The following is a 14,411-nucleotide window of genomic DNA, read 5'->3' as shown; positions in this document are numbered from 1 at the left end:
AAGGCCGCCGTGCGGCCGCGGACAAGAAGGGTGCACTGACGGCCAACCTCCGTGAAAGGTCCGGACCGGAGGATGGCGCCATGCGACTGGATCTCGCGGGCAAGGCCGTGCTGGTGACCGGCGCGGCGTCCGGTATCGGCCTTGCCTGCGTCGACGCCTTCCTCGCCGAGGGGGCGCGGGTCGGCGCCGTCGACCGGGCACCCGTGCCGACACTCGCCGAGGGTCTCCTGGCGGTCGAGGCCGACGTGACCGACGAGCCGTCGGTGGCCGCCGCTGTCGGCGCCGTGGCCGACCGGTTCGGCGGGCTCGACGTCGTGGTCGGGTGCGCCGGGATCTCCGGACCGGTGGGGACACCGGTCACCGAAACCTCGGCGGCGGACTTCGCCGCGCTCATGGCGGTCAACGTCACCGGCCAGTTCCTGCTGGTCAAACACGCCGCGCCGTGGCTCACCGCGTCGGGTGGCTCGGTGGTCCTGCTGGCCAGCGACTCGGCGTTCACCAGCGCGCCCGGCATGGTGCCGTACTGCGCTTCGAAGGGGGCCGTGGTCGCGATGACCAGGGCACTCGCGGTCGATCTTCCCGGCGTCCGGGTGAACTGCGTCTGTCCCTCGGTGGTCGACACCCCGATGGCGCGCGGCGATCTCGGCGATGTCCTCGACGATCCCGCGTTCCCGGTGCAGGCTCCTGAAGAGGTCGCCTGGCAAGTGCTCCATCTCGCGTCCGCGCGCTCGCGGGCGGTCAACGGCCAGGCCGTGCTCGCCGACTTCGGCGTCTCGGCCCGTTCCGGTTTTCCCGCTTAGAAAGGACTCCGCAAGTGAAGAAGGTTGTCGCGATCACGGGTGGTGGTACCGGTATCGGTGCCGCGGTGGCCCGCCGGTACGCCGACGAGGGTGCCCAGGTGGTGGTGCTCGGACGGCGGCGCGAGCCGCTGGAGGAGGTGGCCGCCGAAACCGGCGCGCGGGTCATCGCGTGTGACGCCAGCGATCGCGAAGCCGCCGAGAACGCCGCGGCGGAGATCGTCGGCGAGTTCGGCAGGCTGGACGTCGTGGTGGCCAACGCCGGCGGGCACGGCCTGTCTTCGGTGACCGACACCGGCGACGAGGAATGGGAACTGGCCCTGCGCTCGAACCTCTCCAGCGCGTTCGTGTTCTGCCGGGCCACGCTGCCGTCACTGGTCGAAACCGGTGGGCAGGTGGTCATCGTGTCGTCGCTGGCCGGGCTGTTCGCCGGCCCGAACGTCGCCGGCTACACCGTCGCCAAGCACGCGCTGATCGGCCTGACGCGCTCGATCGCCCGCGACTACGGGCCGAAGGGCGTCCGCGCGAACGCGGTCTGCCCCGGCTGGGTGCGGACCCCGATGGCGGACGGCGAGATGGACCAGTTCGCCGAGGCCGCGGGCTTCGACGGCGGTCACGCCGAGGGCTACCGGCGGGTCACCGCCGAGGTCCCGCTGCGCCGTCCCGCCGAACCGGAGGAGATCGCGTCGATCGTGCGGTTCCTGGGGTCGTCGGAGTCTTCGTACATCACCGGTGCGGTGATCGTGGCCGACGGCGGCGCGCACGCCGTGGATCTGCCGACTTTGGCCTTCGAACGGGCGGGCATGGGTTCTTAGGGGTAAGTCGAACGTGTCGTGGCGTGGGGCCGGTGTCGCTTCTGCGTAGGCGTTCTGCTGGTAGTGAGGGCCTCCTTGCCTGCTCTGATGGTAGTGAAGGAGGCTTTCGCTACCGTCAGATGTGACCTCGGCGGCCGGTCGTGAAGTACATGAAGGCCCCCTTCCTTGCGCTAGACGCAAGGAAGGGGGCCTTCACGGACTTTCGAACGGTCAGGATTCGCCGAGGTAGGCCGAGTGCAGGGTGCCGGGGGAGTCCAGCAGGCCCTGCGCGGAACCCGCATAGGTGACGCGCCCCGAAGACACCACCAGCGCGTCGCTCGCCACGCCGAGGGCCAGATGCGTGAACTGCTCGACGAGCAGGATCGCCGCGCCCTCCTCGGCGAAGCGGGTCACCATCGGCAGCAGCCGCGTGAACACCACCGGCGCGAGTCCCAGTGACATCTCGTCGATCAGCAGGAACGACGGCCGCGCGGCGAAGGCGCGGGCCAGCACCACCATCTGCTGCTCACCTCCGCTGAGCAGCGCCGCCGGTGAGTCGCGGCGTTTCTCCAGCTCGGGGAACAGTTCGAACAGTTCGTCGGCCCGCGCGCGGGTGCGCGCGGTCAGCATCAGGTTCTCCAGCACGGTCAGGCCGCCGAACACCGCGCGGCCCTGTTCGATATGCGCCAGACCCCGCCGCGCGCGGGAGACGCGCGACTGCTTCGTGATCTCGTCCGGTCCGATGTGGACGGTCCCCGCCGAGGCTGGCACCACGCCCGAGACGGCCTCCAGCAGGCTGGTCTTCCCGGCGCCGTTGGGGCCGACGAGCGCGGTGATCCGGCCCGGTTCGAGTGTCAGGTCGACGCCGGAGATCACCGGCCCGGCGCCGCGGGTGACCGTCAGCCCCGCTATCCGCAAAGCGTTCACAACAGCTCCGTTTCGCCCATGTACGCCTTGAGCACGGCCGGATCCGCGAGCACTTCGGCCTGCGGGCCGGAGGCCAGGACACGGCCGAAGTCGAGGACGGTGATCGTGTCGCAGACCGAACGCACCAGGTCGAGGTCGTGCTCGATGAGCAGCACCGACACCCCGAACCGGGCGGGAACCTGCCTCAGCCGTTCCCCGAAAGCGACGTGTTCCTCGTGCGGAAGTCCCGCGGCCGGCTCGTCGAGGAGCAGGACACGCGGCCGCGCCAGCAGATGCCCGACGACCTCGACCAGTCTGCGCGCGCCGACGTCCACTTGCGACAGTGGAGTGCGGGCGGAGGGGCAGCCGAAGAAGTCCAGCGCCTCGCCGATCTCATCGGCGGTGAGCCGCCGCCTGGCCAGGAACTTGAGGTACGCCCCGACCGTCAGGCCCGGCGGGACGCGGTCCTGCTGGAACGTCCGGCGCAATCCGGCGCGGGCCCGGTTCGACGGCGACCCGGTCAGCGGGTCGCCGCCGAGTTCGACCCGGCCTTCGGCGTTCGGGAGGAAGCCGCTGATCGCGTCGACCAGCGTCGACTTGCCCGCGCCGTTCGGTCCGATCACGCCGAGCACCCCGTGTTCCGGCACCAATATGTCCACTGAGGACAGCGCGGCGACGTGCCCGAAGTTCACGCTCAGACCGCGCACGGTGAGCACCGGCGGGCCAGGTGCCTTGGGCTCGATGTCCGCGGTCCCGGCGGCGAGGTCGAGCTTCGCCGGTTCCTTCTTGGACCGCCGGTACCAGACGTTCCGCACCGTGGTGCCGAGGTTCCCGCCACTGGCCAGCGCCTGGACCCCGAGTACGCCGAACACCACGAAACCCCAGTCCTGCGGGATTCCCCAGCGCTTCAGCAGTTCGGGAACGCCGACCCACAGCACCGCGCCGAACACGGCCATGTCGATCAGATGCGCGCCCGACATGATCGCCAGCACGTACAGCGCCAGCGACTGGATCGCGGTGAAACTGGCCGGGAAGGCGAGCCCGACCTGTCCGGTGAGCAGGCCGCCGCTGATCCCGCCGAGGGTGGCGCTCACCGCGAACGCGGTCAGTTTCGACGTCCGCACACTCGTCCCGGCGGCGGCCGTACCGCGTTCGGAGAACGCCACCGCCTGCCAGGCGCTGCCCCAGCGCCCGCGGCGCAGGAAGTAGACGGCCAGGCAGCACAACACCAGCACCACTATGGCGAGCTGGAAGTAGGAGCGGTCGTCGGAGAAGGCGTCGGGCCGTTCGACCGAGATCCCGCCGGCGACACCGGGGAACTGGAGTTGCACCAGCGCGAGATCGGCCGCGGCGGCGAGCCCCAGCGTGACGACGGCGAGGTTGATCCCGCGCAGCCGCAACGCCGGGAGTCCGACGAGTACCCCGACCAGCCCGGCGGCGAGACCGCCGAGCAGCAGCCAGGTGAGGAAACCGCCAGGGGCCTCCGCCTTGTTCAGCGCGGACACCGTCCAGGCGCCGACCGCGCCGAAGGTCAGCTGGCACAGGGAGATCATGCCCGCGCTCCCGGTGACCACGCCCAGCCCGAGCAACGAGATCCCGGCGACGACGGCGCTCATGCCGAGGTAGACGAAATACCCGTCGAGCCCGACGCTCAGGCCGTAGCCCGCCGCGATCGCCACCAACGCGACGACGAACGGCATCCCTCGTTCAGCGAGCCGCATCCCACACCTCCTTGCGCTGCGACCAGAGCAGCAGCGCGACGATCACTGCGAACGGCAGGAAGTACCGCACCACCGAAAGGCCGTCGACCTGCGCGGCGGCACCTTGGATCAGGCCGAGCCCCAGCCCGCCCGCGACGGCGAAGTCGAGGCGGCGGAATCCGCCGAGCAGGGCCGCCGCGGCCGCGGGGACCACCAGCATCGCCAGCGAAGTCGCGTCGTTGGACTGTGACGGCGCCACGATCGAGATGACCAGCGTGCTGACCACCCCGGTGACCGCCCAGACCGCGACGCTGAGCCGTTTCGCCGGGATGCCCAGCAGTTCCGCCGTCGTCGGACGTTCCGAAAGGGCCCTGAGCTGGACTCCCGCCGAGGTCCGGCTCAGCACGATCCGGCTGGCCACCGCCACCAGCACCGCCAGCGCGACGGTGACCACGGTGACCTGGCTGATCACCACGCCGCCCACGGTGACCGCCGGTCCGTCGAGAATCGGGTGGAACGGCTGCGGTTTGTTGCCGAACAGGATGAACGACAACGAGATCAGCAGGAGCAGCACCGCAACGGTGACCGCCGAACGGGTGCCGGTGTCCGCCTCGGCGAGCCAGGTGGACACGATCCAGCCGAGCAGCGCGCTGAGCAGCCCGCCGAGCAGGATCCCCGTGACCGTGGCGAGCCACGTGGGCAGTCCCGCGTGGACGGACAGGAACACCGCCACGTAACAGCCGAACATCCCGGTGGCGGACTGGGCGAAGTTCACCACCCGCACCAGGCGCGACATCAGCGTCAGGCAGACCGCCAACACCGCGTACAGTCCGCCGGCGGCCAGGCCTGCCAGCGCTCCCTGCAGCATGAGTCCTCCTGTGTGGGCGAGAGGGGAGAGGGGTCGTTCGGTCGGGGTGGTCGTGAGTGGCGTTTCGGGTTAGAACCCGAAACGCCACTCACGACCCACCACTCGCCTTTCCCGTTACTTCTTGGGAATCCGCAGCCAGTCGTTGGCGACGAGCTCCCATTTGTTGGTGCCGGAGGCGAGCTTGATCGGCCAGCCCGCGGTGTTGTCGTGGTGGGTCTGGCCGGGGCCGAAGACGTACGGCGTGCCGACCATGGGATCGGTGATCGGCTTCATCTCGCGCAGCGCCTTGGTCACCGACTCACGCGTGATGTCCCCGCTGATCCCCTTGACGACGTCGAGGAAGTACTTCGCCGCCAGGTAACCGCCCTGGCTGAACGACGTCAGCGGGATGTTGTTCTTGGTCATCAGGTCGTGCCAGACCTTGTTCTGCGGGCTGGCCGTGTCGGTGAACGGGTAGAACTCGGCGGGCACGTACACCCCGGCACCGGCGTTGGTGATGGCCTTGGCGTAGTTCTCGCTGTAGACGCTGGTGAGCAGCAGCCACGTGACGTCGTTCCAGCCCTGCGCGGCGGCGGCCTTGAGCTGCCCGATGGAATCCGGCTCGACCGGGTTCACCGTGATCGCCTTGCAGCCGGCGTTGCGGGCCTTGACGATGTAGGAGGTGTAGTCGGAACCGCCGTAAGGCACCGTGGCGTCGAGGTACTTGAGCTTCTTGCCGGTGATGGCCGACCACTCGTCGATGGCCGCCTGGTACGACGGCAGCGTGTTGCCCGCGATCTCCAGCAGCGCGCAGATGTCGTTCAGCTTCAGCGTTTCCGAGCCGTAGAGCAGGGTCAGCGTCATGTCGTGGTACGGGCCGACGTTGACCGGGGCGATGTTGGGGCTGGAGAAGCACGCCGGGTCCACGCCGATGCCCTGCATGGACAGGATCTTCTGCTGCTCGTAGTACTTGTTGTTGATCTCGCACTCGATGAGGCTGGACGAGCCGACGAGCGCGACCGCTTCGTCGCGGCCGACGACCTCACGGGCCGCCGCGGCCGCGGCCGCCGGGTCACCCTTGTCGTCGAGGGCCTTGTACTCGATCTGTCTGCCGTTCACACCGCCGCTCGCGTTGGCCGCGTCGAAGACCGCTTTGGCCGCCTGGGATGCCTCGGGGAAGGTGGCCGCGCCGCTCAGCGCGTTGACCGAACCGACCACGATCGGGCCGCTCGAACCGCTTTCGGCCCCGGCGCAGCCGGCCGTGGCCAGCAGGACGGCGGCGGCGAGGGCGACCAGTCGCCGTGCGGGTTTCACCGGTTCCCCATGGCGTTCACGACGGGCACCGAGTCGACGATCTGCTCGAACGAGACGACCTTGTCGCCGTCGAACCGCCACACGTGCGCGACCCGGGCGGTGAACGAGTGACCGGTCTCGCGGTGCTTGCCCTGGTAGGTCCCGAGGCCGATCACCGTGTCACCGGCGTCGAGCAGGTCGCCGAGGGTGAAGGTGTAGCCGTCCCAGTCCTTCGCGATCGCGCCGAAGACGTTGTCCCGGACTTCCTCCGGGCCGGTGTAGGTGCCGGCGTAAGGGAAACCGGCCGCCTCCGTCCAGGTGGTGTCGGGACCGAGCGGGGCCAGCATGCCCGCCAGATCGCCCCGGTCGCTCGCGGCGTAATGCGCGGCGATGATGTCTGAATTGGACACTGAGGCTCCTTAAACCGGTTGCGCGTCGGGATAGGCGACGGCGCCGAGTGGGTAGATGTGCCCGCCCCCGCGGGAGTGTTCCGACCGGCCGTCGCCGGTCAGGCCGAGGAAGACGCCGGTGGTCTTCAGCGCGTAGCCGAGGTCGTGCAGCCACACACTGGCCACGGCGATGCGGAATTCGCGGAAGCAGAACAGGTAGAGCCCGTCCTGGAACTTCCACACCGTCGACAGGTCCATGTCCCCGTGGCCGCGCTGCACACCTTCGAGGCATTGCCAGGCATAGCGTTGCGAAGACACGTACACGTGCTCGTAAAGGTGTTCCGGGCTGTAGCGGTAGATGTTGCGCTTGCCGATCAGGTCGCGCGACGGGCCCGGTACCTCACCGGTCGGCGTGCCCGTGTCGGTCGTGCCGGACCAGAACGTCTGGGAGACACGGGGAGCGCCTTCGACGTCCTCGGCGCCGATGACCGAGCGCACGGCGAGCGCGCGATGCGTCGTCGTGGAAAAGACGACGGTGAGCGCTTCACCTTCCACGCTGGTGTGTGGGAGATTGACGAAGAAAACGTCTTCCCGGACGGCGACCGCGTCGTACGGATCCTTGATGCCGTTGCAGGAGACGGTTTCGGCGTCCTCGAACCGCAGCGCGAGCGTCGTTCCGTCGTCGAGGGTGACGGTGAGCTCGCGTCCCGACAGGTCCGCGTTCGGCAGGCGGTAGGTGGCTATTCCGGCGGCGAACTCGTCATAGGTGCGCCACTGTTCCTCTGATGCTTCGGGCATGCGGTCATCGTCGAGGTGACCGCACCGGAAGGGCCAGCTGTCACGCGCTGGGTGGCAACAACCGATCGCTCACGGTCAAGCCGCGGCGCAGTTCGCTCGGCGAGCAGCCGAATTCCGTCTTGAACACCCGGCTGAAATGCGGCGCGTCGACGAAACCCCACTTCGCCGCGATGGCCGCGACGGGTCGCGAAGTGTGCACGGGGTCGAGCAATTCGCGGCGGCAGTGTTCGAGGCGACGGGTGCGGATCCAGCTCGAAACGGTCGTACCCTGTTCGTGGAAGAGGCCGTGCAGATGCCGGGTGGAGATGTAGTGCTCGGCGGCGATCTGGGCCGGGCCGAGGTCGGTGGAGGAGAGGTTCGTGTCGATGTAGGCGAGCACGCGGCGCATCAGTTCGTGGTGCGGCCCGGCGGTCGAGCGGGCGAGGTCGAGTTCGCTGGCGAACAGCGTGGCGAGCAGATCGACCGCCGTATGCGCGAGCCGGACGCCCGCCGGCCCGCCGAGCTGGTCGAGGTTGCTGCCGAGTTGCGCGAGGAAGGGCACGACCACGTTGCCCATGCCCCGTTTTCCCGACATCGGCACCGCGGTCAGCTGGCCGACCAGATCGCGGGGGAGATCGATGAGCCGCTGCGGGAACATCACCACGAGCGTGCGGAAATCCTCTTCGAACGCCAGGGTGTACGGCCGGTGCGTGTCGTACAACGCCACGTCACCGGGGCGCAGCATCGCCTCACGGTTGTCCTGCACCAGCAGCCCGGTCCCGGACAGGATCAGGCTCAGCTTGTAGTAATGCCGGTCCGCCCTGGCGATGAGCTCCGGCGTCCGCTCGACCACGTGCGCCGACGCGGTCACCTCGGTGAGCTGGACGTCGTCGGCGCCGCAGGAGCGGATGCGGCCGCGGAAATGGTCGCGGTGCTCGCTCGTCACGTGCAGCGGCACGAAGGATTGCGACACCACCGTGCGGAAATCGGTGAAATCTCGCGCGACCGTGGTGGTCGTCGGGTCGGCGGTGGCGGTGGCGGTCACGAGGTCACCTCGCAGCATCGGGGGGTGAATTTCATATACGATAAGCGATACGATGCTGCCGGGCAATGACCTCGCGAGGTCAGTCGGCGAGGCGGAACAGGAGGGTCCTCGGGTCGACGTCGACGGGTACCACCGTGCCCGTTTCGTAGCGGCCGACGTCCTCGGTGAGCACTCGCGCACTGAACGGAGTCACGCCGGGACCGGTGACCACGAGGTCGACGTCGTCGGCGGGAGTGCTCACCTCGCCGACCCAGATCCGTTTGCTGGAAACGACTTCGGCGTTCGCGCGGACACCTTTCCGGTCGAGCCCGCGGTGGACCTCGCGGGCTTTGGCGTTCTGCCAGAGGTGCGACGTGACGGTGCCCAGCCCGCCGATCGTGAACACCAGGCCCATGGCGATGACCACCAGGCGGTCGTCGTCCTCGGGTTCGAAGTGCGTGCTGATCCAGAGCAGCCCCGGGCCGATCAGCACCAGCACGGTCATGAAGAACCCCAGCAGGCACCCGATAACGGTGAGGACGGGCAGTTCCGGCGCTTCCTTGCCTCGGCGGTCCGTCTTCACCGGCGTGACGTTACTGGCCGGTTTCCGTCGCCGGTCCGGTAAAAATGCCCGCTTGCCCGCCGTTGTGCCGGGCGAGCGCGTCGAACGACCGCTTGCGCTCGAACCGGTACGGCGCCCCCTCGTCGTGGTGCCGTTCACGCAGTGTCTTCACGAGGGCGTACGACGCCATGTCGTAGTCGTACTCCGGCCGGGACGGATGATGCGGCAGGTTCGGCGCGATGAAGGTGTAGACGTGCGCGCCATGGAGGCCTGCCGCGTCGAACACGCGTAAGAGCCGGGCGAGGTGGTCGGCCTGCTCGCGTTCGTTCCGCACATGGCCCGGTTTGATCCGGGGCGGGACCTGTTCGTAGTCGACGATGTCCCAGCCCATCCCGCCGGCCTGTGCGGCGCCGGTGAAAGTGCACGAGCCGAACTCCAGCACCATCACCGGTTTGTTCCATCGCCGGTACTGAGTCAGGTCCTTTGTGTACTCGGCATCGGTGGCGAAGTACGGGTAATAGTCGATTCCGACGATGTCGAAGAGGTTCCAGTCGACCGGCTCCATCCCGCCGATCGCGGCGTAGGTGATCCGGCCCCGGAAGTTCCGGCGCGCGACGTCGGCCGCCCGTGCGAGGAAATCGGCCAGCCGGTCCATGATCTTCGGCCATTCCTCCGGCGGGATGGTGGCCATGTTCGCGATCCGCTCCTGGAAGGTCGCGCCCGGCACGATTCCCGGGGTGAAGAGGAAGTGCTCGCAGCCGGCGACGAACTTGACGTCGTCGCCGTGGCGAAGGCGTTCGGCCCGCCGGGCGGATTCGGCGAGATGCTCGAGAACCTGGTCCTGGGGGTGGTCGTAGAGCCGGGGCTGGACGTACACCTCCATTCCCCGTCGCAGAGCGGTGGACGTCGTCTCGGTGAGCCTGCCGATGTCGGTGCCGAACGCGGTGATCGACGGGCAGCGCAGCTCCTCGGCGATCACCCGGATCTCGCGCTCCAGTTGCCCCTTGCTCCAGCGCACCCGGCTCAGCGGCTCGCCCGCGGCGTGCAGGACGCCGGTGTCATAGGCGACCCCGCCTCGCAGCCGTCGAGGACTGCCCGCCGCCTCGGCCATGCCCCCGCCGAGGCCCGTGAGTGCCACCGCTCCCGCGACGGATTTCAAGAACGTCTTGCGACTGATCATGACTATCCCCTCGCTAGTTGCTCAACTAGGCTACTGTTCATGCAACCAGAAAATGAGCCGGGCGGCCAGGGGCGGCGCTCGTTCATCGAGGAGGCGCGGCGCGCGCAGATCGTCTCGGCGACCATCGAGACCATCGCCGAGATCGGTTACACGAAGGCGTCGTTCGTGCAGATCGCGCGGCGTGCGGGGATCAGCCCAGGACTGATCACGTATCACTTCGCCAAACGCGAAGAGCTAATGAAGCAGGTCATGCTGACCGTGCACACCTCGATGGACCGGGCGCTGAGCGCGCGGGCCGAGGGCGCCGAGAGCTACGCCGGGGCGCTGCGTGCTCTTGTCGAAGGCTTCGTCTTCTACTGCGCCGAGCGACCGAAGGAGATCATCGCGATCGGTCAGATCGCTTCGGCGTCAAGGGATGCCGAGGCCGCCCGGAGCTGGTTCGAAGAGCAGAACGCGAAGACGCTGGCCGAACTGGAGGACATGTTCCGGGAGGGGCAGCGGCTGGGGGAGCTGCGGCGGTTCTCGCCGCGGGTGATGGCCGTGTCGGTGATCGCCGCGATGGAGGCTGTCCCCGCCGAGCTGATGACACGGCCGGAAACCGAGGTGGCGGCCTACGCGCGCGAGCTGGCCGACCTGTTCGAACACGCCATGAGCCCGTCCGGCCGGTGAGGCGACCCTCCCTCTCGTGAGTGGTGAGGACGGTTAGGGTCGGACTCCGGCAGGCAAGGACACTGGCGCCGAGTCCGTCAGGCGAGCGCGGCGGGGAGCGTCTCGAATCCGCGCAGGATCCGTGTCTGCCGCCGCCGTGCCCCACCGAGAAGCCGAAGGTCGGGGAAGCGCTCGAAGATCGACCGCAGCCCGATCTCCCCTTCCATCCTCGCCAGCGAAGCGCCGAGACAGTAATGCCGCCCGGCGCCGAACGACACGTGGTCGCGCGCGTTCGCCCGCTCGACGTCGAAGGTGGCCGGGTCGTCGAAGATCTCCGGGTCCCGGTTGGCGCCCGCGAGCACGGTGCTGACGATCGCCCCGCGGGCGACGCGTGTCCCGCCGATCTCGGTGTCGCGCGCGCAGAGCCTGCCGGTGAGCAGGACGGGCGGGTCGTAGCGCAGGATCTCGTCGACGGCGTTGCTCCACAGGTCCGGATTCGCGCGCAGCTTCGCGAGTTCGCCCGGATTCCGGGTGAGCAGGGCGATTCCGTTGCCGAGGAGGTTGACGGTCGTTTCGAAGCCGGCCGCCAGCACCAGTCCCGCGGTGGCCTTGAGTTCCCGCTCGGTCAGGCCCACGCCGTCCTCGCGGGCGGCGATGAGCTTGCTGAGCAGGTTGTCGCCGGGATTCGCCCGCAGCTTCTCCAGATGCAGGGTGAGCCACGAGTCGAACTCGGCCAGGGTCGCTTCCACCGTCCGGAAGGTCCGCCACGGTAGGCCGAGGTCGAGACTCGGGGCCGCGGCACCACCCAGCGCCAGCACCTTGTCCCGTTCCTCGAGCGGGACGCCGAGGATCTGGCTGATCACGGTGACCGGCAAGAGACCGCAGTACTGCTCGATGAGATCGACGGGGTCGGCCGGGTCGAGACCGTCGAGCAGTTCGTCGGTGATCGCCTGGGTGCGGTGCCGTAGCTGCTCGACGGCGCGGGCGGTGAAGACGCGGGTGACGAGCTTCCGGTAGCGCGTGTGGTCGGGCGGTTCGCTCGCGAGCAGCGACGGCGGTTCTATCGGATGGATCAACCCGGACGAAGACCAGGCGACGAGCCGGTTGAGCAGCGGGTTGTCCGGGACGAACCGCACGGTTTTGAACGCGTCGTCGGTCAGGATCTCCTTGCAAGCCCAATGCCGGGTGGTCACATGCCCGACCCGGGTGGTGGCGATGGCGCCGTGCGAGCGGATCTCGTCGAACAGTCCGGTCAGGTCCGCTCCGCCGCTAGCCTCGACCGACAGCCTGCCCTGGAGATCGCCCCGGCGTGCCGCGGCCCGCAGCGCGACGCGGGGGAGTGCGTGGCCGATGCTCCAGCGGGTGACCGGTTTGGCGATCTCCTCAGCCCGGCGCCGCAAGGTCCGTGCGGGAGCGGTCTTCAGTGTGAACATCAGGACTCCGTCCGTGCGGGTCCTTCGAAGGTATCGGAACGACGTGTCAGTAGCGAGCCGCTCCGACATCTGCGGACCCCCTTCCTGGTACTCGGCGTGGAGCATCACGCGATCACGCGGGTGGCGCTGCACCGGGGAGCACCGCATCGTGGGCCGAATGCGGAGCGGTGAGTTGCGCCGGGCGCGTCCGGTTGGCAGCGTGCCCGGTGTCCCGCCACGAAGAAAGGTGTTCCGATGCCGCAAGACCAGCCGGATTTGAAACCTCGTTCGCGCGATGTGACCGACGGTCTGGAGCGTGCGGCGGCCCGCGGGATGCTCCGCGCGGTCGGGATGGGTGACGACGACTTCGCCAAACCGCAGATCGGGGTGGCGTCCTCGTGGAACGAGATCACCCCGTGCAACCTCTCGCTCGACCGGCTTGCCAAGGCCGTCAAGAACGGTGTGCACGCGGCGGGCGGTTACCCGCTGGAGTTCGGCACGATCTCGGTGTCCGACGGGATCTCCATGGGTCACGAGGGAATGCACTTCTCGCTGGTGTCCCGCGAGGTGATCGCCGACTCGGTCGAGACGGTGATGATGGCCGAGCGGCTCGACGGTTCCGTGCTGCTGGCCGGTTGCGACAAGTCGCTGCCGGGCATGCTCATGGCCGCGGCCCGGCTCGACCTCGCCTCCGTCTTCCTCTACGCCGGCTCGATCATGCCCGGCCAGGTCGACGGCCGCGACGTCACGATCATCGACGCCTTCGAGGCGGTCGGCGCCTGCCTGGCGGGCAAGATCACCCGCGCCGAAGTGGACAAGATCGAACGCGCGATCTGCCCCGGCGAAGGCGCCTGCGGCGGCATGTACACCGCCAACACGATGGCGTCGGTGGCCGAGGCGCTCGGCATGTCGCTGCCAGGATCGGCCGCCCCGCCCGCCGTCGACCGGCGGCGTGACGGGTTCGCCCACCGGTCGGGGGAGGCCGTCGTCGGGATGCTCCGCCAGGGCATCACCGCGCGGCAGGTCATGACCATGGAGGCGTTCGAGAACGCGATCGCCGTCGTGATGGCGCTGGGTGGTTCCACCAACGCCGTCCTCCACCTGCTCGCGATCGCGCGTGAGGCGGAGGTCGACCTGCGCATCGACGACTTCAACCGCATCGGCGACAAGGTCCCGCACCTCGGCGACCTCAAGCCGTTCGGGAAGTACGTGATGAACGACGTCGACAAGGTCGGCGGCATCCCCGTGGTGATGAAGGCGCTGCTCGACGCCGGGCTCATGCACGGCGACGTGCTCACCGTGACCGGTAAGACCATGGCCGAGAACCTCGAAGGCATCGCGCCCGCCGGGATCGACGGCGAGATCATCCGCCCGCTCGACCGCCCGATCCACAAGACCGGCGGGCTGACCATCCTCAAGGGATCGCTGGCACCCGAAGGCGCTGTCGTGAAGTCGGCGGGCTTCGACGAATCGACGTTCACCGGCACCGCGCGGGTGTTCGACGGCGAACGCGCCGCCCTCGACGCGCTCACCGAAGGCCGGATCGTCGCCGGCGACGTCGTGGTCATCCGGTACGAAGGCCCGAAGGGCGGACCGGGGATGCGCGAGATGCTCGCCATCACCGGTGCGATCAAGGGCGCCGGGCTCGGGAAGGACGTCCTGCTCATCACCGACGGCCGGTTCAGCGGCGGCACGACCGGCCTCTGCGTCGGCCACATCGCGCCGGAAGCCGTCGACGCCGGGCCGATCGCGTTCGTGCGCGACGGCGACCCGATCACGCTCGACGTCGCGAACCGGACGCTCGAGGTCGAGATCGACGACATCGAGGCCCGCCGGGAGGGCTGGGCGCCCAAACCTCCGGCGTACACGCGCGGAGTGCTCGGCAAGTACGCCAAGGTCGTCCGCAGCGCGGCGCACGGAGCCGTTTGCGAGTGAGACTCGGCCGGTGCGCGGATGGCGATCTCGCGTGTCTGGATGGACGACACACGTGATCAGACGGACGACATGTGTGTCGTCCGTCTGATCACACGTGTCGTCCGCTCAGTCACGCGTAACCGCCGGTTTGGTACCAGGAGCACCACC

General features: G+C 68.8%; 14 protein-coding genes. 4 read left to right on the top strand and 10 right to left on the bottom strand.

Going from position 1 to position 14,411, the window contains the following annotated elements:
• Nucleotides 1-80: 80 nt before the first annotated feature.
• Nucleotides 81-800, top strand: coding sequence for an SDR family NAD(P)-dependent oxidoreductase (locus tag ACLJO0_RS18825; protein WP_410579770.1), 720 nt, complete (start codon nucleotides 81-83; stop codon nucleotides 798-800).
• Nucleotides 801-814: 14 nt separating this feature from the next.
• Nucleotides 815-1,612, top strand: a complete 798-nt coding sequence (locus ACLJO0_RS18820) for an SDR family NAD(P)-dependent oxidoreductase (RefSeq protein WP_410579769.1) — start codon at nucleotides 815-817, stop codon at nucleotides 1,610-1,612.
• Nucleotides 1,613-1,822: 210 nt separating this feature from the next.
• Here the strand turns inward: ACLJO0_RS18820 and ACLJO0_RS18815 are convergent, their stop codons facing one another.
• From ACLJO0_RS18815 to ACLJO0_RS18775, 9 genes are all read right to left on the bottom strand, one after another.
• Nucleotides 1,823-2,518: an ABC transporter ATP-binding protein gene (locus ACLJO0_RS18815; RefSeq protein WP_125784374.1), complete on the bottom strand. Its 696-nt coding sequence runs from the start codon at nucleotides 2,516-2,518 to the stop codon at nucleotides 1,823-1,825.
• Nucleotides 2,515-4,218: an ABC transporter permease subunit gene (locus ACLJO0_RS18810; RefSeq protein ID WP_410579768.1), complete on the bottom strand. Its 1,704-nt coding sequence runs from the start codon at nucleotides 4,216-4,218 to the stop codon at nucleotides 2,515-2,517. Before ACLJO0_RS18810 ends, ACLJO0_RS18815 begins: the two co-directional genes overlap by 4 nt.
• Nucleotides 4,205-5,065: an ABC transporter permease subunit gene (locus ACLJO0_RS18805; RefSeq protein WP_125794351.1), complete on the bottom strand. Its 861-nt coding sequence runs from the start codon at nucleotides 5,063-5,065 to the stop codon at nucleotides 4,205-4,207. The genes ACLJO0_RS18810 and ACLJO0_RS18805 overlap by 14 nt, the downstream gene beginning before the upstream one ends.
• A 114-nt stretch (nucleotides 5,066-5,179) precedes the next feature.
• On the bottom strand, nucleotides 5,180-6,358 hold the full coding sequence (locus ACLJO0_RS18800) for an ABC transporter substrate-binding protein (protein WP_410579767.1): 1,179 nt from the start codon (nucleotides 6,356-6,358) through the stop codon (nucleotides 5,180-5,182).
• Nucleotides 6,355-6,747: a nuclear transport factor 2 family protein gene (locus ACLJO0_RS18795; RefSeq protein WP_410579766.1), complete on the bottom strand. Its 393-nt coding sequence runs from the start codon at nucleotides 6,745-6,747 to the stop codon at nucleotides 6,355-6,357. Before ACLJO0_RS18795 ends, ACLJO0_RS18800 begins: the two co-directional genes overlap by 4 nt.
• A gap of 9 nt (nucleotides 6,748-6,756) precedes the next feature.
• Complete coding sequence (locus tag ACLJO0_RS18790; RefSeq protein WP_410579765.1) at nucleotides 6,757-7,524, bottom strand: MoaF C-terminal domain-containing protein; 768 nt, start codon at nucleotides 7,522-7,524, stop codon at nucleotides 6,757-6,759.
• Between the two features lie 40 nt (nucleotides 7,525-7,564).
• A complete protein-coding gene (locus tag ACLJO0_RS18785; protein WP_410579764.1) occupies nucleotides 7,565-8,566 on the bottom strand; it encodes a helix-turn-helix domain-containing protein in 1,002 nt (333 codons plus the stop codon).
• 61 nt (nucleotides 8,567-8,627) lie between these two features.
• Nucleotides 8,628-9,110: a hypothetical protein gene (locus ACLJO0_RS18780; RefSeq protein WP_125794347.1), complete on the bottom strand. Its 483-nt coding sequence runs from the start codon at nucleotides 9,108-9,110 to the stop codon at nucleotides 8,628-8,630.
• Between the two features lie 10 nt (nucleotides 9,111-9,120).
• A complete protein-coding gene (locus ACLJO0_RS18775; protein ID WP_410579763.1) occupies nucleotides 9,121-10,269 on the bottom strand; it encodes an abortive phage infection protein in 1,149 nt (382 codons plus the stop codon).
• Between the two features lie 39 nt (nucleotides 10,270-10,308).
• Between ACLJO0_RS18775 and ACLJO0_RS18770 the strand changes: the two genes are divergently transcribed.
• A complete protein-coding gene (locus ACLJO0_RS18770) occupies nucleotides 10,309-10,938 on the top strand; it encodes a TetR/AcrR family transcriptional regulator (protein WP_410579762.1) in 630 nt (209 codons plus the stop codon).
• Between the two features lie 77 nt (nucleotides 10,939-11,015).
• Here ACLJO0_RS18770 and ACLJO0_RS18765 read toward each other — a convergent pair whose 3' ends face one another.
• Complete coding sequence (locus tag ACLJO0_RS18765) at nucleotides 11,016-12,350, bottom strand: cytochrome P450 (protein ID WP_410579761.1); 1,335 nt, start codon at nucleotides 12,348-12,350, stop codon at nucleotides 11,016-11,018.
• A gap of 234 nt (nucleotides 12,351-12,584) precedes the next feature.
• Between ACLJO0_RS18765 and ilvD the strand changes: the two genes are divergently transcribed.
• Nucleotides 12,585-14,264 (top strand): dihydroxy-acid dehydratase, encoded by a 1,680-nt coding sequence (gene ilvD / locus ACLJO0_RS18760; RefSeq protein ID WP_410579760.1) that lies wholly within the window; start codon nucleotides 12,585-12,587, stop codon nucleotides 14,262-14,264.
• Nucleotides 14,265-14,411 lie beyond the last annotated feature (147 nt).

Source organism: Amycolatopsis sp. lyj-108 (genome assembly GCF_046549005.1).
Lineage (GTDB): Bacteria > Actinomycetota > Actinomycetes > Mycobacteriales > Pseudonocardiaceae > Amycolatopsis.
This window is presented reverse-complemented; position numbering and strand designations above follow the sequence as displayed.

What these genes read in the sequence shown, in the direction of transcription:
- ACLJO0_RS18825 (WP_410579770.1), top strand. Translation starts at nt 81, where the DNA reads ATGCGACTGGATCTCGCGGGCAAGGCCGTGCTGGTGACCGGCGCGGCG.
- ACLJO0_RS18810 (WP_410579768.1), bottom strand. Translation starts at nt 4,218, where the DNA reads ATGCGGCTCGCTGAACGAGGGATGCCGTTCGTCGTCGCGTTGGTGGCG.
- ACLJO0_RS18805 (WP_125794351.1), bottom strand. Translation starts at nt 5,065, where the DNA reads ATGCTGCAGGGAGCGCTGGCAGGCCTGGCCGCCGGCGGACTGTACGCG.
- ACLJO0_RS18790 (WP_410579765.1), bottom strand. Translation starts at nt 7,524, where the DNA reads ATGCCCGAAGCATCAGAGGAACAGTGGCGCACCTATGACGAGTTCGCC.
- ACLJO0_RS18785 (WP_410579764.1), bottom strand. Translation starts at nt 8,566, where the DNA reads ATGCTGCGAGGTGACCTCGTGACCGCCACCGCCACCGCCGACCCGACG.
- ACLJO0_RS18775 (WP_410579763.1), bottom strand. Translation starts at nt 10,269, where the DNA reads ATGATCAGTCGCAAGACGTTCTTGAAATCCGTCGCGGGAGCGGTGGCA.
- ACLJO0_RS18770 (WP_410579762.1), top strand. Translation starts at nt 10,309, where the DNA reads ATGCAACCAGAAAATGAGCCGGGCGGCCAGGGGCGGCGCTCGTTCATC.
- ACLJO0_RS18765 (WP_410579761.1), bottom strand. Translation starts at nt 12,350, where the DNA reads ATGTTCACACTGAAGACCGCTCCCGCACGGACCTTGCGGCGCCGGGCT.
- ilvD (WP_410579760.1), top strand. Translation starts at nt 12,585, where the DNA reads ATGCCGCAAGACCAGCCGGATTTGAAACCTCGTTCGCGCGATGTGACC.